Source organism: Saccharothrix coeruleofusca, from assembly GCF_014648515.1.
Taxonomy (GTDB): Bacteria; Actinomycetota; Actinomycetes; order Mycobacteriales; family Pseudonocardiaceae; genus Actinosynnema; species Actinosynnema coeruleofuscum.
In genome coordinates, this window is record NZ_BMRG01000005.1 from 237,661 (window position 1) to 257,553 (window position 19,893).

Annotated in this window: 12 protein-coding genes; 10 read left to right on the forward strand and 2 right to left on the reverse strand. The window is 71.9% G+C overall.

The annotated features are described in order from the left end of the window. Positions 1-117 precede the first annotated feature (117 nt). The 3 genes from eccB to IEZ00_RS16685 all read left to right on the forward strand — a co-directional run bounded on the left by eccB (position 118) and on the right by IEZ00_RS16685 (position 3,336). Positions 118-1,764, forward strand: coding sequence for a type VII secretion protein EccB (eccB, locus tag IEZ00_RS16675; protein ID WP_189224167.1), 1,647 nt, complete (start codon positions 118-120; stop codon positions 1,762-1,764). 94 nt (positions 1,765-1,858) lie between these two features. Continuing rightward, complete coding sequence (locus IEZ00_RS16680) at positions 1,859-2,188, forward strand: DUF2563 family protein (RefSeq protein ID WP_229795807.1); 330 nt, start codon at positions 1,859-1,861, stop codon at positions 2,186-2,188. A gap of 8 nt (positions 2,189-2,196) precedes the next feature. After that, positions 2,197-3,336, forward strand: coding sequence for a WXG100 family type VII secretion target (locus IEZ00_RS16685; protein WP_189224168.1), 1,140 nt, complete (start codon positions 2,197-2,199; stop codon positions 3,334-3,336). A gap of 66 nt (positions 3,337-3,402) precedes the next feature. On the opposite strand, the gene mycP is transcribed toward IEZ00_RS16685, so the two are convergent. Both mycP and eccD read right to left on the reverse strand, forming a co-directional pair. After that, a complete protein-coding gene (gene mycP / locus IEZ00_RS16690) occupies positions 3,403-4,833 on the reverse strand; it encodes a type VII secretion-associated serine protease mycosin (protein WP_189224169.1) in 1,431 nt (476 codons plus the stop codon). 13 nt (positions 4,834-4,846) lie between these two features. Then, complete coding sequence (eccD, locus tag IEZ00_RS16695) at positions 4,847-6,241, reverse strand: type VII secretion integral membrane protein EccD (protein ID WP_189224170.1); 1,395 nt, start codon at positions 6,239-6,241, stop codon at positions 4,847-4,849. Positions 6,242-6,504: 263 nt separating this feature from the next. On the opposite strand from eccD, the gene eccCa reads away from it, so the two are divergent. The 7 genes from eccCa to IEZ00_RS16730 all read left to right on the forward strand — a co-directional run bounded on the left by eccCa (position 6,505) and on the right by IEZ00_RS16730 (position 19,746). Beyond that, positions 6,505-10,503, forward strand: a complete 3,999-nt coding sequence (gene eccCa / locus IEZ00_RS16700) for a type VII secretion protein EccCa (protein ID WP_189224171.1) — start codon at positions 6,505-6,507, stop codon at positions 10,501-10,503. 356 nt (positions 10,504-10,859) lie between these two features. After that, entirely contained in the window at positions 10,860-13,571 is a 2,712-nt protein-coding gene (locus IEZ00_RS16705) for an AfsR/SARP family transcriptional regulator (RefSeq protein ID WP_189224172.1), read from the forward strand. After that, the gene (locus IEZ00_RS16710; protein WP_189224173.1) at positions 13,568-16,597 is read left to right on the forward strand and encodes an AfsR/SARP family transcriptional regulator; all 3,030 of its coding nucleotides are present in this window, start codon (positions 13,568-13,570) and stop codon (positions 16,595-16,597) included. Before IEZ00_RS16705 ends, IEZ00_RS16710 begins: the two co-directional genes overlap by 4 nt. Before the next feature lie 74 nt (positions 16,598-16,671). Then, on the forward strand, positions 16,672-18,474 hold the full coding sequence (locus tag IEZ00_RS16715; RefSeq protein ID WP_189224174.1) for a type VII secretion-associated protein: 1,803 nt from the start codon (positions 16,672-16,674) through the stop codon (positions 18,472-18,474). A gap of 14 nt (positions 18,475-18,488) precedes the next feature. Then, a complete protein-coding gene (locus IEZ00_RS16720) occupies positions 18,489-18,905 on the forward strand; it encodes a hypothetical protein (protein ID WP_189224175.1) in 417 nt (138 codons plus the stop codon). A gap of 151 nt (positions 18,906-19,056) precedes the next feature. Further along, positions 19,057-19,374, forward strand: coding sequence for a WXG100 family type VII secretion target (locus IEZ00_RS16725; protein ID WP_189224176.1), 318 nt, complete (start codon positions 19,057-19,059; stop codon positions 19,372-19,374). 84 nt (positions 19,375-19,458) lie between these two features. Next, positions 19,459-19,746: a WXG100 family type VII secretion target gene (locus tag IEZ00_RS16730; protein ID WP_189224177.1), complete on the forward strand. Its 288-nt coding sequence runs from the start codon at positions 19,459-19,461 to the stop codon at positions 19,744-19,746. Positions 19,747-19,893: the final 147 nt, after the last annotated feature.

Here is a 19,893-nt window from a genome sequence, read left to right on the forward strand (position 1 = left end):
CGAGGAGGATGCGCGGCGGGGGGAGGTCCCTCGGGTCTGCGGAACCCGCACACGGACCACCCGCCGTCCGGCTATCGTGCAGAACCGTACCGCGACTGGGAGAGCAGCGAGCCGATAATGGCATCAACACCCACCACCAAGTCACAGGTCCAGGCCTACCGCTTCGTGCTGCGCAGGATGCAGTCCGCGCTGGTGCGCAGAGACGCAGTGATGCTGCACGACCCGATGCGCACGCACACGCGCGCCACAGCGGTCGGTGTCATCCTCGGTGTGATCGGCCTGATCGGCTTCCTGGTGTTCGGTTTCTTCTCGCCGGATCCGCAGGTCGACCAGAACACCCAGATCGCGATCAGCAAGGAGACCGGCCAGGTCTACGTGGTGCGGCGCAACCCGACCCAGCTGATCCCGATGACGAACCTGGCCTCCGCGCGGCTGCTGCTGTTGCAGCAGCAGAACCCGGACAAGAGCCAGGGCGCGCAGGAGGGCGGTGACGCGGCGGCGGGTTCGATCGCCACGCAGGGCGCTCCGCAGGTCGCGGGCGGCGAGCCCAAGCTGGTGACCGAGAAGGCGCTGGCCAAGCTGCCCAAGGGGCGGCTGACCGGCATCCCGGACGGGCCGGACGTGCTGCCCACCAACCCGGAGGACCGGATCGGCGCGGAGTGGTCGGTGTGCGACAAGATCGAGATCGACGAGTCGCTGCCCAACAGCACGGCCAAGGGCAAGTTCACCACCACCGTGCTGGCGGGTGTCAGCGGCGGTGGGCAGCCGCTCGACGGCAACAAGGCGCTGCTGGTGCAGGCGGGCACGGACGCCAAGGACACCTACCTGATCTACAAGGCCCCGGTGAACTCGAAGATCACCTCGACCAGCACGGTGCGGGCCAAGGTGGACCTGACCCGCAACGAGGTGGTCACCGCGCTGAACCTGCGCGGCAAGACCGTGCGGGCGATCAGCGCGGGTCTGCTCAACGCGATCCCGGAGGCCAAGCCGCTGCGCGCGCCGACCATCCCCGGCCAGGGCGACCGGGTGAACTACATCACCGGCGAGAACCTCAAGGTCGGTGACGTGATCGAGGTGGAGCGCACCGGTTCGGTCGAGGTGTTCTACGTGGTGCTGGAGGACGGCCTGCAGGAGGTCAGCCGCGCGGCGGGCGACCTGATCCGGGCCGCCTACGCGCAGGGCGCGGAGCCCAAGAAGGTCGACATCGCGCGGATCAACGACACCCAGAAGCCCGCCCAGCCGCTGGACCTGGCCGACTACCCGACCGAGGTGCCGGACACCCTGCAGCCCAACCAGAACAACGTGGTCGTGTGCCTGGGCTGGCGGGCGGAGAACGTCACCGCGGACAACAAGTCCCAGCACACCCAGGTGACCATCGCGCCGTCGCTGCCGATGCCCGCCGAGGCGGTGCCGGTGACCATCAACCAGGTCGGCGCCACGGGCGAGGTGGTCAGCCAGTTCATCATGGCCTCGGGCAAGTCGGCCGTGGTGCGCTCGGCGACGTCCACCCAGGACTTCGCCAGCGGCCCGATCCACTTGATCACCGGTCGCGGCGTGAAGTACGGCATTCCGGACACCTTGACCAGCGCCGCGCTCGGCTTGGGCGACGGCGGCTTCGTGCCGGGGCCGGAGTCGATCCTGCGGCTGCTGCCCAACGGGCCGCAGCTCAACCGCAACGACGCGACGCGCAGTTGGGACTCGATCCCGACGCCGAAGGAGCTGGGCGTGCTGCCGGAGGACACCCGGCAGGCGCAGGGCGGCTGACCTGGGCGGAACCGGCCAGGGCCCGGCGTCGTCTACAGCGTCGTCTGAAGCACCGTTCGCGGGACGGGTGGCCGGACGGTTGGGAGGTGCCGGGGTGAACCAGGTCGGGGCGGGGCGGATCGAGGTCGATCCGCGATGGCTGGAGCTGTACGCGCGGCGCGTCGAGGAGTCGGCCGAGGAGCTGTCCTCGGCGCGCGCCGAGCTGCGCCGGGCGTCGGTGCGGCCGCAGAGCTTCGGCGAGCTGGGTCGGGCGCTGCGCAGCGCGGAGGCGTACGGCCGCGCGGCCGAGCTGCTGCACCAGCAGCTCGACCGCGCGTGCCAGGTGCTGTCCGCGGCGGCGTCGGGGCTGCGTGACGTGGCCGAGCACTACGGCGCCCAGGACGAGGACGCGGTGGCGCTGATCGAGCGCGCCGGTCGGCGCTAGGGGGTCCGGTGCGCGAGGACGGTCGGCGGATCGCCGCCGAGGTGGAGCCGGAGCTGGCGTACCTGTCCGGTGTCAGCCGCAGGCTCGGTGTGCGGGACCTGGTGCGGGACTGCTTCACCCCGCTGGTGGGCGAGTGGAACGACCTGCACGACGAGGCCGAGCGGTGGCGCCGGGCCGGGGTGGCGGCCGAGCAGGTGACCCGCGACCTGACCGGGCCGCTGGGCAAGCTGGACTCGGCGTGGCAGGGCCGGGACGCGGATTCCTTCGTCGAGCACATGCGGCAGGTCGGGTTGGCCGGGCACGACATGTCCGACGCCATGCACGCCATGGCGGAGGCGCTGGAGCTGACCGCGGAGGGCGTGCGCGGGATCGTGGCGGACATGGCCCGGCTGCTGGCCGACGCGGCGGAGGTGGTGTCCGGGGCGGCGGCACTGCCGCTGGACGGCGACCGGCGGGTGGTCGAGGCGCTGGAGGAGCTGCGCGACCCGGTGGAGGAGCTGCACGAGTCGGCGCGGGACGTGCTGGAGGCGTTCCTGCGACTGTGCGAGGGCGTGTCGGGGGCCGACGGGTTCGCCGCGGTGCGGATGGAGCACCGCTATCCCGAGCGGGATTGGGAGTTCACCGAGCCCGGCACGACTTCGCCCGTGGGCGTCATGGGTGTTTCCGCCCAGCAGGACGCCGTGAAGGGCGCTGAGGAGCCCGCTGTGGCGGTTGCCGCGTCCGGTGGTGGTGCTGCGGTGGGTGGCCTGCCCGGTGGCGCTGGCGCGCCTTCTGGCGGTTCACCGGGAGCGGCTGCCGGGGGTGCCGCTGGCGGTGCTGTCGGGGGTGCTGTCGGGGGTGCCGGCAACGGCGTCGAGCAGGCGGAGCGGTTGCAGCCGGGTGGGTCGACCGCGGTGCAGGAGCCCCGGCACGTCGAGGCGCCCGCGCGCCCGGCCGCCGCGACGCAGGCGGCGGGCCATACCGGTGGCATGACCGGCGGGATGGTCGGCGGCATGGGCATGGTCGGCGGGGGCGTGATGGGCGCTCCCGGTGGTGGTCAGCAGGGCGGCGACAAGGAGCACAAGGCCAAGGTCCGCGTCACCACCACGACCGAGGACGTGTTCGGCAAGCCCAAGAAGACAGTCCCGCCGGTGCTGGGCGAGGACTGATCAGGGGACTGACCGGGGAACTGGCCCTGATGCGTGAAGGGCCGCCCAGTGGGGCGGCCCTTCACGTCACATCGCCGGGCGTCTGACCGGCGTGCCGCGCTTCTCGCGGTTGCGGTTGACCGTGCGCACCACGAACAGGGTCAGCAGCAGCAGGCCGATGCCCACGCCGGTGCCCGACAGCGCCACGATCAGCGGCGTGTTGTCCGGCGGGTTGATCGGGTCGAGGTCGGTCATCAGCTGCTCGGGCTCGACGGGCTTGGCGCCCGGCTGCTCCGAGGGCAGCTCGGCGGTCAGCGCGGCCACCGGGTTGATCATGCCCGCGCCGACCTTGTGGTCGCGGCCCTCCGGGTTGCCGGGGTGCTGGGCCGTGGCCTTGATCCGCTCCATGACCTGCCGCGCGGTCAGGTCCGGGAACCGCTCGCGCACCAGGGCGACCACGCCCGCCACGTAGGGCGAGGCGAAGCTGGTGCCCTGGATCAGGGTCAGCGCGCCGCGTTCGTCGGCGTTGGCGTTGGTCAGCCCGGTGCCCGCCGGGTCCAGCGTCACGATGTCCTCGCCCGGCGCGGCCACGCTGACCCACGGTCCCCACACCGAGAACGACGACACCGCGCCGACCCGGTTCATCGACGCCACCGACAGCACGTCGTCGGCGTACCAGGGCGGCGACGCCACGACGTTGACGTTCTCCGGGTTCTGGTTGTCGTTCTGCGTGGCGCAGCCGCTCTCCGGCGTGCCGAGGTTGCCCGCCGCGGTGACGACCACGACGTTGCGCTCGTTGACCGCCCAGTGGATCGCCGCCTGCAGCGCGCGCTCCTGGTCGCTGGGGGGCTTGGGCGGTTCGCAGGCGGTCAGCGAGATGTTGATGACCTTCGCGCCGCCTTCGACCGCCATCACGATCGCCTGCGCCAGCGTGCCCACCTTGCCCGCGGTGGCGCGGTTGTCGCGGCCCGTCGGGTCCTTGAACTCGAAGTGGTCGCTGGTCTGCCGGAAGGCCAGGATCTCCGCGTCCGGGGCGGCGCCGACGAAACCGGTGGCCTCGTCCCGGCTGGCCGCCGCGACGCCCGCGACCTCGGTGCCGTGGCCGTCGCAGTCGACCACGCCGCCCTTGCCGTCCTCCACGTAGTCGCCGCCGGGCTTGACCCGGCCCTTCAGCCGCGGGTGGTTGGCGTTGACGCCGGTGTCGATGATGGCCAGCCGGATGCCCTTGCCGGTGGCGAAGCGGTGCGCCTCCTCCAGGCGCAGCTGCATCTGCCCCCACGGCCGCTCGGCGATGGTGCGGTTGCCCGTGTTGGAGGTGATGCACCCCTTCTTCGGTTTGTAGGGCACGTCCGGCTTCGGCGTGGCCGGGGCGGGCCGAAGCGCCGGGTTCACCGGCGGCGGCTCGGAGTTGGGCCGCGTCGGCGCGGGGCTGCCGCTGGGCTGCGCGTAGCCCAGCGGCGAGGTCACCAGGGTCAGCGCGACGGCGACCAGCGCGGCGGCTTTCCGTGTCCTGCGCATCGCTTCCGCCGCCTCAGGCCGGGATCAGCTGACGCATGACCACGTAGAGGTCCATCACCGCCAGCGCCAGCGGCAGCACCACGGCGATGAGGATGGCCTCCAGCACGTCCACCGTGCGGCGCAGCACCGGCGAGAACTTCTGGTGCGGGAAGATCACACCCAGCACCAGGGCCACCGCGCCGAGCAGCACGAGCGCGCCGAAGACGTAGAGCAGCCGCTCGGTCGGGCTCGACGAGACCAGCCAGCCGATGAGCACCCCCGCCGCCGCGACCATGCCGCTCACCAGCAGCGCCACCGCCTGCGCGCCGTTGGCGTAGGCCCGGCCGCGCAGCATCAGCACCAGCGACACCACGATCGCCAGGATGGGGCCGAAGATCGAGCCGTCGCCCGCCGCGATCACCGCGAACAGCGCCGCGATGCCGCCGCAGCCGATGATCATGCCGGTGAGGTACTCGTGCGCGTTGGCGGTGCGCCGCTCGATGACCGCGTACTCCGGGAAACCGGTGTCCTCCTTGAGGTCCTCGGCGCTGCCCGGCACGGTCGGCAGCGGCAGCTTGGCCAGCTGGATGGTCAGCCGGGGCAGCGCCGACAGCGCCGCCAGCGACACCGCTGCGGTGGCCGCCGCGATGCCCTGCACCGGGTGGTCGACGAAGATGCCGATCAGGAACGCCACCGCGGTCAGCGCGCCCGCCGTGGCGGCCGCGATGAACACCGTGATGCCGCGGCCGATCAGCATGATCGCGGCCGAGGCGAAGATGAGCACCAGCACGCTGGCCAGCAGCAGGTTGGGGCGCTCGATCGGGCCGGGCACGATGTACAGGCCCGCCACGTAGGCCATCGGCAGGCTGCCCGCCGCGGTGATCAGCACACCGGTGTCGGTCGCGCCGTAGGCCCGCGCCACCACCGCGCCCGCGGCCAGCGCCGCGACCGCCGTGACACCCGCGCAGATCGCCGGGGCCAGGCTCGAGCCGCCGGTCAGCGGACCCGCCATGAGCACCGCCACGGCCGCCGCCAGCAGCGCCAGCGCGCCCGCCAGGTGCCCGTACTTGCGCGCGGTGTCCTTGGTCCACGGGCGGAAGCTGTCCGGGTCCGACTCGGCGATCGCGTCGACCACGTCGTCGTACAGCGGCGGCGGAGGGTTCTCGTTCCGCTTGCGCAGCTGCAGCAGCTCGCCGTCGACCACGCCGAGCGAGGCGAGCGTGCGGCTGGGGTCCAGCGGGCTGTCGCCCAGCTTGGCCAGGCACCACCCGCCGTGCCGCACACCACCGTCCGGAGTGGCCTCCTTGGCCATGTCCAGCAGCATCGGCAGCAGGTCGGCCACCGACACGTCGGCGGGCAGCGCGACGTCGATACGCGTTCGCGGCGCAACCACCGTGACCCGGCTGAACACCGTCGTACCGGTCGCCACCAGCGCCCCCTAAGTCGAGAGATGAATCAGTGCTTGTGGACGCCGCGACCCTATTGGGCCGTCCGTTCGTCCAGTGGGCGGCCCCAAGTATGGCCGCAGCGGGGCCGCCGCAGGGCTGAACCGGGGAAGCTGTTGCGCGATGTTTTCCCGACCCACCGTCGCGCGCTCGCGCGATGCGCCATAGTGTCGGTTGCTACTGCCGGCGCACGCCCGCCTGCGCCGCGGGATGTTTCTGACGAGTTGGGTGAAGAGGTGCCTGTTCGGTGAGCACGCTGCAGTTCAAGCGCACGGCACGCCTTGCTGCTCCCCGTCCGCCCGGCGGCGAGGTCCACTTGGAGCCGCCGCCCGAGGTGCCTCGGGTGATCCCCGGCAACATCATGATGAAGGCGATGCCCGTCGTCATGATCGTGTCGTCCGTGGGCATGATGGTGCTGATGTTCAGCTACAGCGGGCGCAGCCCCGCTGCGATGATCATGCCCGGCATGATGCTGGTCTCGACCATCGGCATGATGGCCGGCGGCATGGGCGGGGGCAAGGGCCAGAAGAAGGCCGAGATGAACGAGGACCGCAAGGACTACCTGCGGTACCTGGGCCAGATGCGCGACCGCGCCCGCGAGGCGGCCAACGAGCAGCGCGCCGAGCGCGAGTGGGTGCACCCGGACCCGCAGATGCTGTGGTCGCTGGCCACCACCCGGCGCATGTGGGAGCGCCGTCAGAACGACCCCGACTTCTGCCACCTGCGCGCGGGCCGCGGCTCGCAGCGGCTGGCCACCCGGCTGGTGCCGCCGCAGACCGGGCCGGTGGAGGAGCTGGAGCCCATCGCGACGCTGGCGCTGCGCCGCTTCGTGCGCGCCCACTCGCTGGTGCCCGACCTGCCGATCTCCATCGCGCTGCGCGGGTTCGCCGCGGTGGGCCTGATCGGCGAGACCGAGGCCAAGCGCGGCCTGGCCCGCGCGCTGGTCGCGCAGATGGCGACCTTCCACTCCCCGGACGACCTGCTGATCGCGGTGGTCACCACCGGCCGCACCAAGGCCGAGTGGGAGTGGGCGAAGTGGCTGCCGCACGTGCAGCACCCGACGATCGTCGACGGCATCGGCCAGATGCGCATGATGGCGAGTTCGCTGGCCGAGGTGGAGCAGATGCTCGACGAGCAGCTGCGCGAGCGCCAGCGGTTCACCCGCAACGCGCCGCCGCCCACCGACCAGCCGCACGTCGTGATCATCATCGACGACGGCGACGTGACCAGGGAAGAGCAGATCATCCTCGAAGAGGGCCTGGTCGGGGTGACCCTGCTGGACCTGTCGGAGTCGCTGGGCAACCTGACCGCGCGGCGCGGCCTGCGGCTGGTGATCGAGGACGGCAAGCTCGGCGCGCGCAGCGCCAGCGGCGTGGAGTGGTTCGGCAGCCCGGACTGGCTGAGCCTGGTGGAGGCCGAGGCGCTGGCCCGCCGCCTGTCGCCGTACCGGGTCGGCGGTGTGGCCTCGGGCGGCAGCGACGAGGACCCGCTGTCTTCCAACCCGGCGCTGCTGGAGCTGCTGGGCATCCCCGGCGACCCGATGACCTTCGACATCCAGCAGGCGTGGCGGCCCCGCCCGGTGCGCGACCGCTACCGGGTGCCGTTCGGCATCGGCGAGTTCGGCCAGCCGGTGGAGCTGGACATCAAGGAAGCGGCGATGGAGGGCATGGGCCCGCACGGCCTGTGCATCGGCGCGACCGGTTCCGGCAAGTCGGAGTTCCTGCGCACGCTGGTGCTCGGGATGCTGGCCACGCACTCGTCGACCACGCTGAACATGATCCTGGTCGACTTCAAGGGTGGTGCGACGTTCCTCGGCCTGGACGCCGCGCCGCACGTGGCCGCCACCATCACCAACCTGGCGGGCGACCTGACCCTGGTCGACCGCATGAAGGACGCCATCGCGGGCGAGGTGGCGCGGCGGCAGGAAGTGCTGGCCAAGGGCAACTACAAGAACGTGTGGGACTACGAGAAGGCCCGTGAGAACGGCGCCGACCTCGACCCGCTGCCCGCGCTGTTCATCTGCATCGACGAGTTCTCCGAGATGCTGACCGCCAAGCCGGACTTCATCGACATCTTCCTGCAGATCGGCCGCGTCGGCCGCTCGCTGCAGATGCACATGCTGCTGGCCTCGCAGCGCCTGGAGGAGGGCAAGCTGCGCGGTCTGGACACGTTCCTGTCCTACCGGATCGGTCTGAAGACGTTCTCCGCGGCCGAGTCGCGGGCCGCGATCGGCGTGCCCGACGCCTACGAGCTGCCGCCCATCCCCGGCTCGGGTTACCTGGGGGTGCAGGGCTCGCCGCTGACCCGGTTCAAGGCGCTGTACGTCTCCGGCCCGTACCGGCCCGCGGGCATGCAGGTCTCCGGCCCGGCCGCGCCGGTGAGCAGCGACAAGCGGCCCCGGTTCTTCGTGCCGGACTACATCGAGATCCCCAAGGAGCCGGTGCGGCCCGCCGAGCCGGTCCCGCAGCAGAAGAAGGAGGAGGACAGCAACGAGCCCAGCGAGCTGGAGGTCATCGTCAGCAGGCTGGTGGGCCAGGGCCCGCCCGCGCACGAGGTGTGGCTGCCCCCGCTGAACGAGCCCCCGTCGCTGGACACGCTGCTGCCCCCGCTGCAGCAGACCGACGACCGCGGCCTGTGCTCGCCGGGCTTCTTCGCCAACGGCAAGCTGCAGGTGCCGCTGGGCGTGGTGGACAAGCCGTTCGAGCAGCGCCGCGACCTGCTGTGGGCGGACTTCTCCGGCGCCGCGGGCCACGGCGCGATCGTGGGCGGCCCGCAGTCGGGCAAGTCGATGATGCTGCGCACGCTGATCACCGCGATGGCGCTGACCCACACGCCGGAGGAGGCGCAGTTCTACTGCCTCGACCTCGGCGGCGGCACGCTGGCCGCGCTGGAGCACCTGCCGCACGTCGGTGGGTTCGCCAGCAGGCTGGACGTGGACAAGGCGCGCCGCATGGTCGCCGAGCTGAGCGGGTTGATCTCCGAGCGGGAGCAGCGCTTCCGCGCGCAGGGCATCGACTCGATGGTGGAGTTCCGCAACCGCAAGCGGCGCGGCGAGATCCGCGACGACGACTTCGGCGACGCGTTCCTCATCGTCGACGGCTGGATGAACTTCCGGCAGGAGTTCGAGGCGCTGGAGCCGCAGGTGCAGGCGCTCACCGCGCAGGGCCTGTCCTACGGCGTGCACGTGATCGTGGCGGCCAACCGGTGGGCGGAGATCCGGCCCGCGATGAAGGACCTGCTGGGCACCCGGTTCGAGCTGCGGCTGGGTGACCCCAGCGAGTCCGATGTGGACCGCAAGGTCGCGGTGAACGTGCCCGCCGGCCGCCCCGGCCGCGGTCTGTCGCCGCAGAAGCTGCACTTCCTGACCGCGCTGCCGCGCATCGACGCGTCCTCGGACGCGGAGAACGTGGCCGCGGGCGTGCAGGACATGATCGCCAAGGTGCGCGGTTCCTGGCGCGGCAGGCAGGCGCCGGCCGTGCGCCTGCTGCCCGACCTGCTGCCGCACCAGGAGCTGATGACGGCGGTCGCCACCACCAACCCCAACCGGGGCCACCTGGTGCCGATCGGCGTCAACGAGGACGAGCTCGCCCCGGTGTACCTGGACTTCGACGCCGACCCGCACTTCATGTGCCTGGCCGACGGCGAGTCCGGCAAGACCAACCTGCTGCGCACCATCGTGCGCGGCATCATGACCAGCTACACCTCCAGCGAGGCGCTGATCATGCTGGTCGACTACCGGCGCACCATGCTCGGCTACATCGAGACCGACCACCTGCTGTCCTACGCGGTCTCGTCGGCGCAGCTGACCGACATGATCAAGGACGTGCGCGGTTCGATGGCGGGCCGCCTGCCCGGCCCGGACGTCACCCAGGAGCAGCTGAAGAACCGCTCCTGGTGGAAGGGCCCGGAGCTGTTCGTCGTGGTCGACGACTACGACCTGGTGGCCCCGCAGGGCGGCACGAACCCGCTGCAGCCGCTGGCGGAGTTCATCCCGCAGGCCAAGGACGTCGGCCTGCACATCGTGGTGGTGCGCCGCATGGGTGGCGCGTCGCGGGCGATGTACGACCCGATCCTGGGCAAGCTCAAGGAGATCTCGGCGCCGATCATGATCGGCAGCGGCTCGAAGGAGGAGGGCGCCATCGTGGGCAACCTCAAGCCGTCGCCGCAGCCGCCGGGCCGGGGCACGCTGGTCACCCGCAAGCTGGGGCAGCAGCGCATCCAGGTCGCCTGGATCCAGCCGGACTGAGTCGGACCGACAGGTGCGGAAAAGGGGGGAGCCCACTGGGCTCCCCCCTTTTCTTCGAGGTCGTGGCGGTCACCTGGGGGTTGGACCGCCACGACCCCGGCCCGACCCACGGGGTTTCGGGCGGGGAGGCGCCCGGATGCCCGCAGGTCGTGACCGCCACCGTGTCGCGGGGATCGGAGGAGCGGGCGCACTCACCCCCTGCCCGCCCCGTGGGTTGCGGTCCCCCCTTGGTGTCCCGCTTCCCGTCCGGCCTCTCAACGTGGTGGCTGCGGATCACTCTGCCCAGTGACGCTCACACTTCGCTCACACTGGCCTCACCGCCCGTAAGCTTCTCCGCCAGGGGTGGAGGGAATGCTGTGACGGTCGAGTTCAAGGTGCTGGGGCCGCTGGAGGTCCTGCACGACGGGCGGGTCGTGCCGGTGCCCGCGGGGCGGGTTCGCGCGCTGCTGGCCGCGCTCCTGCTCAACGCCAACCGGGTGGTCACCGCAGAGCGCTTGGTCGACCTGCTCTGGGCGGGTGGCAAGAATGGCGACGTTCGTGCCAAGGCCACCTTGCAGATGACGGTCACCCGACTGCGGCGGTCGCTCGGCGAGGCGAACGTGATCCGCACAGTGGCCGGGGGCTACACCGCCGAGGTCCCGCCGCACGCGCTGGACCTGCACCGGTTTCGCGACCTGGCCGGACAGGGCCGGTTCGCCGAGGCGTTGGAGCTGTGGCGCGGCGACCCGCTGTCGGACGTGCGGTCGGACCAGCTGCACCGTGACGAGGTCGTGCCGCTGCTGGAGGAACACCTGGACGTGGTGGAACGCCGCATCGACGCCGACCTGGCGGCGGGCCGGTCCCGCGAAGTGGTCGGCGAGCTCCGCGCGCTCACCAAGGAATACCCGCTGCGCGAGCGGTTCTGGGCGCAGCTGATGATCGCACTGCACCGCGGCGACCGACGCGCTGAGGCGCTGACCGCCTACGAGGAAGTACGCGCCCTGCTGGCGGAGGAATTGGGAGTCGACCCCGGACCACGACTGCGGCAGGCACACGAAGAGGTGATCGGCGTGCTGGTCGCGCCCGTGCCGCGCCAGCTGCCCGCGTACCCGGTGCACTTCACCGGCAGGGGAGGAGAACTGGCCCGGCTCGACGGATTGTCCACTGGAGCGGTGAGAATCGCGGTGCTGCACGGTGCAGGCGGGATCGGCAAGACGGCATTGGCGCTGTACTGGGCGCACCACGCCGCCTTTTCCGACGGGCAGCTGTACGCGAACCTACGCGGCTTCGCCCCGACGGGTGCGCCACTGACACCTGCCGAGGTGCTGCACGGCTTTCTCGGTGCGCTGGGTGTGCCTAGCGAGCGGCAGCCGGTAGGCCTGGACGAGCTGGCGGCGCTGTACCGCACCCGGCTCGCGGACCGGAAGGTGCTCGTGATGCTGGACAACGCCCGCGACGCCGACCAAGTGCTGCCGCTGCTGCCAGGAGGCTCCTCCTGCTTCGTCCTGATCACCAGCCGCAACCCGATGGGTGGCCTGGTGGCCAGGCAGGGAGCGGCGCCGATCGCGATGACGCCCCTGCCCGACTCGCAGGCGCACCAACTGTTGGAGAGGGTGGTGGGGGCGGACCGGGTGGCACGCGATCGGGAGGCGGTGCGGCGGCTGGTCGGCTTGTGCGGCGGTCTGCCCCTCGCTCTTACCGCAGTGGCGGCCAGGGCCGTGTTGAACCCGGACTTCGAGCTGGCTGCGCTGGCCGACGAGCTGTCAGCCGAACGCGGGCGGGTGGCGTCCCTGGACGACGACCGGCTCGGTGTGCGGGCGGTGCTGTCCTGGTCCTACCGGGCGCTGAGCGATCGGGCCGCGCGCCTGTTCCGGCTGCTCGACGTCCATCCCGGTGCGGCGATCTCCGCGCACTCCACGACGAGCCTGCTCGGTGGCGATCACGCGGGTACGAGGGCGGCGCTCGCCGAGCTGGCCGGTGTGCACCTGATGGTGGAGGCACGCCCCGGCTGGTTCACGTTCCACGACGTCCTGCGTGTTTACGCGACGGTCGAGGCGCGGTCGGACTCGGCAGACGAGCAGGCGGCGGCGCGCGAGCGGGTGCTGGACCACTACCTGCACTCGGCGTTCGCCGCCGTCATGCTGGTGCACCCCCAGCGGGATCCGTGCCCGGTGCCGTTCGAGCCACCCGCACTGGGCGTGGTCGTGGAGCGTCCCGCCGATGCCGACGCCGCTTGGAAGTGGTTTGACCAGGAATATCAAGCGCTGCTGGGCGCGTTCGACGCCGCTGTGGAGGCTGGCCGGGATCTGCTCGCCTGGCAGCTGTGCTGGACGCTCACCACGGTCTTCGAGCGGAGAGGCCGCTGGCGGGACTGGCTGGCCATGTTGGACTCGGCGATCGCGGCGGCGACGCGAACCGGTCACGAAGCGGCGGTCGCGCTCCTGGTCTACAACCTCAGCCACGCTTGCCAGCGGGTAGAGGACATCGACGGTGCGTTCGCCGCGTTGAGGCGGTGCCTGATGCTGTTCGAAAAGCTCGGCGACCACGCGGGTCTAGGTCGCGCGCACCGCGGCTTGGCCTGGATGCACGAGATCAGCGGGCGGCCGGAGGACGCACTGGTGCACGGGCGGCTGTCGCTCGAGCACTACTTAGCAGCGGACCACCAGCTCGGCGTGGCGGGTGCGCGGAGCGCGCTCAGCCTCTACCACGCCCAGTTGGGTGATTATGAGGCCGCGCTGGAGGAGGGGCACCTCGCGCTGCGGCTCAACCGCCTGATCGGCCATGCATATGGTGAGGCCAACACCTTGGACAACATCGGCTGGGCGCACCACGTCAGAGGGGACCACGTCGAGGCGGTCAGGTACTTCCAGGAGTCCATCGAGCTCTTCCGTAAGCAGGGTGCCTCAGCCTTGGAAATAGAAGTGCTCCAGCACTTGGCCGAGGCGCAGAAGGCGGGCGGGGACTCGGCTGCGGCGGCTGCCACGTGGCGGCGGGCGGTGGAGCTGTCCGACGGGTTCCAGCACAGGTACGCGGAGGAGCTCAGGACGCGGCTGGTGCGGTTGCGCGCAGGCCACGGGGAGACCAAGTGAGCATCCGGTTCGAGGTGCTGGGGCCGCTGCGGGTATGGCACGGCGGCGTGCTCGTCCCGGTGCCCTTGGGCAAGGTGCGCGTACTGCTGGCCACCTTGTTGCTGCGCGCGGGGCGACCGGTGTCCGCAGCAGAACTCGAGGAGAGGTTGTGGGGTGGTCCAGCACGCTCGCGGTCTGCGCTGCATATGGTAGTCACCCGCCTACGCCGAGTGCTCGGCGCGGCGCGCGTGGTCCACACGGTGCCGGAGGGCTACCTCGCGGAACTGGAGGAGGGCGCTCTCGACTTGCACCGCTTCCGGGCGTTGGCCGCCGAGGAGCGCTTCGCCGAGGCGCTGGCGCTGTGGCGTGGCGCCCCGCTGCCGGACGTGCGGTCGGACCAGCTGCACGAGGAATTGGTGCCCTTGCTGGAGGAGCGACTGTTCGTCCTGGAGCGCCGTGTCGAAGCGGACCTGGCCGCCGGGCGCTGTGCGGAGCTGGTGGCGGAGCTTCGCGGGCTGACCGGGCAGCACCCGCTGCGGGAGCGGTTCTGGGGCCAGCTGATGCGGGCCCTCTACCACTGCGGCAGGCAGGCGGAGGCCCTGTCCGCGTACCGCTCGATGAGCCGGACGCTAGCTGACGAGCTGGGGGTCGACCCCTCGGCGGAACTTCGGGAGTTGCACCAGCGCATCCTCCGGGAGGAGGTCGCGGTGCGGCCCGCTGTCGTGCCGCAGCAGCTCCCGCTCGACGTGGCGGCGTTCTCCGGCAGGCAGGATCACCTGAATGCGCTGGACGCGCTGCTGACGGGCGGCGGAACGCCGGTCGGGATCGTGGTGCTCACCGGGGTAGCGGGCATCGGCAAGACCGCGTTGGCTGTGCGCTGGGCGCATCGCGTCCGCCATCGGTTCGACGACGGCCAGTTGTTCGTCGACCTGAGGGGGTACGACTCGGCGGGTCCGCTGGACCCGGACCGCGTGCTGGCCCAGTTCCTGCGCGCGCTCGGGGTGCCCGCCGAGAGACTCCCGGCCGAGCGCGAGGAGTTGACCGCTCTGTACCGCTCGCACGTGGCCGACCGCCGCCTGCTGGTGGTGCTGGACAACGCGGCGTCGGCGGCGCAGGTGCGTCCCCTGCTGCCGGGGAGCGCGACCTGCGCAGTGGTGATCACCAGTCGTGGTGAGCTGCGCAGTCTGGCGGCGTTCCACGGTGCCCGGTCGTTGCGGCTCGAAGTGCTTCCCGCAGGCGACTCCGCCGCGCTGCTCAGGGTGCTGCTGCCGGGCGTCGGGCGGGAGGAGCGGGCGGAGTTGGCCGAGTTGTGCGGTTATCTTCCCCTCGCCCTGCGCATCGCCGCCGCGAACATGGCGGGGTACTCGCGCCCGGACGCCTACCTGGACGCGTTGCGGGGCAGCCACCGGCTGGCGCACCTGGTGCTGGAAGACGATCCCGGCTCCGCGGTGCGCCCGGCGTTCGAGCTGTCCCGCCGAGCGCTGAACGACGCGACGCAGCGGGTGTTCCGGCTGCTGGCTGTCGTGCCAGGGCCGGACTTCGACCGCGATGCGGTGGCGGATCTGGTCGGCTGCTCCCGGGAAGAGGCGGATCGGGTGTTGGATCGCCTCGTCTCGGCGAGCCTGGTCGAGCACGGCGGCCAGGGGCGCCACCACCTGCACGACCTCCTGCGCGAGTACGCCAAGGACCTGCTCGACGCGCAGGAGGCGGAGGAGGCCAGGACCAGGTTGTTCGAGGGGTACCTGGTTCGTGTGCTCGCTGCGGCGGCGATCCTGTACCCGCACATGCCGTCAGCGCTACCGGATGGCTTTCCGGCGGATCCGGGCGTGTTCGGCAGTCGCGACGCGGCGTTGGCCTGGCTCGACGCCGAGCACCCCAACCTGCTGTCGGCGATCGCGGATGCCGCTGCCCGCGGCCCGCGCGCCGTGGCCTGGCGGCTGGCGTTCGGCTTGCGCGGGCACTTCTGGGCGCGGCGCAGGTTGGACGGCTGGCTCGAGGTGGGCCGGGCGGCGCTCGCCGCCGCGCGGGCGGAGTCCAACCCCATCGGGTGCGCCGCCGCCGAACTCGTACTCGCCGTCGCCGAGTACTGCGCCAGCCGGACCGGGGAGGCGATCGGGCACTACCGCGCCGCGCTGGACCACGCCGACCTGGACCGGTGGCCGCAGGCGCGGGCGATCGCGCTAGGTGGCCTGGGACTGGCCCACCGCGAGCGGGGACAGCTGACCGAGGCGGCCGAGTGCTTCCGCAGCGCGTTCGCCGTCAACACGGAGTCAGGGCGGGCCATCAACCTGTCCAACCTGGGCGCGGTCGCCTTCGAGCTGGGCGACTTGGTCGAAGCCCGTGTGGCGCTCGACCGGGCGCTGGAGGCGCTGACCGCGCTCGAATCCCCGATCGGGCAAGCGGTTGTGCTTAACACGATCGGCGGAATCCTTCGGCTTCAGGGCGACTTCATCTCCGCTCGTGACCACCAGGACCGCGCGCTGGTGTTGTTCCGGTCCGCCGGGCACACCAGAGGAGAGGCCGCCACCCTGGAGAACCTCGCGGTCATCGCCTCGGATTGCGGTGACCACGGTGAAGCGGTGGAACTCGCATCGGCGGCGTTGGCCCTCGCCGAGGAGGGTGAGGACCTCTGGAACCAGGTCGACGCGTTGAACGCGCTGGCGGGCGCGCAGCGGCTGGCGGGCCGCTGCGACGCGGCGGCCGACGGCTTCCGTCGCGCACTGCGGCTCGCAGCAGGCACCGGCTACGTGCTCGGGGAGATCCGCGCGCTGTGCGGCGTCGCGCTCGTCCCTGGCGAAGAGGACGTCTCGGCGGCACGTCGCGCGGTCGATCTGGCCTCGGGTATGGGCGCGCGGATCGCGCTGGGCCAGGCGGGGACGGCGCTGGCGCGGGTGCACCTGGTCGGTGGTGACGTGGCCGCCGCACGGCGTGCCGCGGAAGCCGCGCTGCTCATCCAGCGGGAGGGCGGCTACCGAGTCGACGAGGAGAAGACCCTTTCGCTGCTCGCGGAGGTGCGGGCGGCCGGAGCCGCGCAGGTGCTCTGGTGAGTCCTCGCTCCGCCGCGGCGGCGATCGGGTATGCATATGCGGGCAGGCGACCCCGGCCGACGAGGGGATGACGGATGAGCTTGCACGTCGCGGTCGACTTCGGCACGTCCAGCACCTGCGTCGCGATTTCGCTGCACGGGCGGGAGCCGCAGGTCGTCGTGGTGGACGGTCAGCCGATCATGCCCTCGGCGGTGTTCGCGGCGGCGGACGGGACGCTGTTCGTCGGGCAGGAGGCCGAGCGGCAGGCCGCGGTGGACCCGTCGCGGTACGAGCCGCACCCCAAGCGCCGGGTGGACGAGGGCGAGCTGCTGCTGGGCACCAGCGTGCTGCCGGTGCCGGACGTGGTGCGCGCGGTGCTCACCCGCGCGGTGGACGAGGCGCGCCGGGTGGCCGGTGGTGCGCGGGTCGACCTGCTGGTGCTGACCCACCCGGCGGACTGGGGCGCGCTGCGCACCCGCGTGCTGCTGCAGGCCGCGCAGGGGCTGGGGCGGGAGGTGCGGCTGCTGCCCGAGCCGGTGGCCGCGGCGGTGTTCCACTCGGCGACCCGCTCGCTGGCCGAGGGTGCCGCGCTGGCCGTGCTGGACCTGGGCGGCGGCACCGCGGACGCCAGCGTGGTGGTGCGGCAGGGCGGGACGTTCCGGGTGCTGGCCACCAAGGGCGATCCGGGGTTCGGCGGGGCGGACATCGACCAGGCGCTGCTGGAGCACGTCGGCTCGCTGGTCTCCGGTGAGGACCCGGAGGCGTGGCGGCAGCTGGTGGAGGGGCGCGAGCTGGCCGACCGGCGCAAGCGCCGCGTGCTGCGGCAGGACGTGCGGGGCGCGAAGGAGACGCTGTCCCGGCACTCCTACACCGACGTGCCGATGCCGCCGCCGTTCCCCGACGCGCACGTGACCCGCACCGACCTGGAGCGGCTGGTCAGCGCCCCGCTGACGCGCGCGGCCGGGCTGGTGGCGGCCGCGGTGCGGGAGGCCGGGGTGGACCCGCGGGCGCTGGCCGGGGTGTTCCTGGTGGGCGGCACCAGCCGGGTGCCGCTGGTGGCGCGGCTGGTGCTCGAGCAGGTGGGGGTGCTGCCGACCAGCATCGACCAGCCGGAGACGGTGGTGGCCCGCGGCGCGCTGCGGGCGGTGGGCGGTGATCCGCTGCGCGCAGGCGCGCTGCCCGGCCAGGACGAGGTCACCCGCAAGATCGACGACCGGGACACCCGCAGGATCACCCGGCGGATGACGCCGCCCGCCCCGCTGCCGGGGCGTCCGCCGCCCACGTTCTTCCCACCGCCGCAGCAGCAGGCCGCCCCGCCGCCGCGCAAGCGGCGCACCGGTGTGGTGGTCGGCGTGGTCGTGCTGCTGCTGGCCGCCGTGGGCGGATCGGTGGCTTATGCGCTGATCAGGGGGGATGACCGGGACGGCGGGCGAGCGACGTCGACGCGGACTTCGGCGGCGGTGCCGGGCCGGACGGTCGCGCAGTACGACTACAGCTTCACCGCGCCGGAGGACTGGGAGCAGACGGGCAGCGACGCGCCGACGCGGAAGGTGCAGCTGCGGCCGAGCCCCGTCGATCCGGCGGGGGACGACCTCATCGTCGTGCAGGAGCAGAAGCTCGCCTACGACGCCACCGAGGACCGGTCCCGCGCGGAGGCGGAGTTGCGCGCGCTCTACCAGAAGGGCGCGAACCTGTCCGATTTCGACACCTCGGTCGACTTCGCGGGCAAGAATGTCGTCCACTACCGCGAAGCGGTGAACTCGGCGACCGTCGACTGGTACGTGCTGTTCCAGGGGGACGTGCAGGTCAGCGTCGGCTGCCAGTACACCGGGGCGGGCAGCGGGCGGGTCCGCCCGGCGTGCGACCAGGTGGTGCGCACGATGACCGTGAACAGCTGATTTCGGGGACGACGATGACCGGCACGCAGGACGCCTTCGCCCGGTTCCGCGCCGATGTCGAGGCCGCCGTGACCAGGGGCCGTCGCGCCGCCGCCGAGGGCGGTGCGCGCGCCGCGGCCCTGCGCGGTGGCAACCGGGAGCTGGCCGAGCGCGCCAGGGGCGGGCGGGTGCCCGCGGAGCGGCACGCGGCCACCTCGGCGGACCTCCAGCGCGTCGCCGCCGGGTTCCGGGCCGCGCGGGGGCTGCCGGTGGAGCGGCTGCCCGCCGCCGAGGAACTGCTCGCGCCGCCCGCGGAATCGCAAGAGCAAACGCGCGCGAATGCAAATCCGGTCGCGCCGCTCGGTTCTCGTCCACCGGCTGGCCCAAAGGGGCAACTACCCCTCAACAGCGACGATGACGAGGACTTTTCGCAAGCGCGAATCCTCTACTGAGGTTCGCGGTCGCGGCGCGGGCATTTACTAGCGCAACTACTTCGCGGAAGTCCGCGACAACGGGGGAACCGGTCTGGCAAGGTCTGCGTCGGAAGAGGCGTACGGACCCAGTACGGCACGCCTGATCTCTACGACCTAGGGGGTCGCACCCATGGCTGGTTACGCAACCGGAACTCCGCAGCTGCAGCAGGCTGCGAAGGACATCACCAACACCAACGCCAACGTCCAGGGCATCCTGGGCCAGCTGCGGTCCACTGTGGACGGCCTGGCCGGCGTGTGGGTGGGCACCGCGGCCGACTCGTTCAACAAGCTGATCGAGCGCTTCAACGAGGACGCCCGCAAGCTGAACGAGGCGCTGCTGGCCATCGCGGGTCAGATGGACGAGACCGCCGTCACCTACATCCAGCAGGAAGAGGAGCAGGCGCAGGAGATGTCGAAGATCGCCGGGCGTCTCGCGGGCGGCTTCTGATTCACCGGGAATCCACTTCCCGCATTTCTCCGCTCCACCTGCCAGTCCATTCCCGCTTTCTGACCAGACCTCCAAGGGGAGACCATGAACGACCAGATCAAGGTTGACTTCGCGCAGCTGAGCGGCGCCGCGGGCGACATCTCCGGCCACGCCGCCAAGGTGCAGTCCGAGCTCGACGAGCTGAAGTCCCGCATCGCGCCCGTCGTGGCCCAGTGGGAAGGTGCCTCGTCCGGCAGCTACCAGGAGGCCCAGGCCAAGTGGGACACCTCCGCCGCCGACCTGCAGCAGGTGCTCGCCTCCATCGGCTCGGCCGTCGCCGCCGCCACCGAGGCCTACCAGGCCGCGGAGCAGAAGAACACCAACCGCTGGTGACCAGCGCTTCCGGGTGACCCTCGCGGGCCCCGCGACCTCCCCGGTCGCGGGGCCCGCGTACGTCCCACCACCGGTTGACGGGCCCCGTTTTGACCCGCTAGGCACCGACCCGGTATCTTCCTACGTTGTTGTGCGGTACTCGGCATG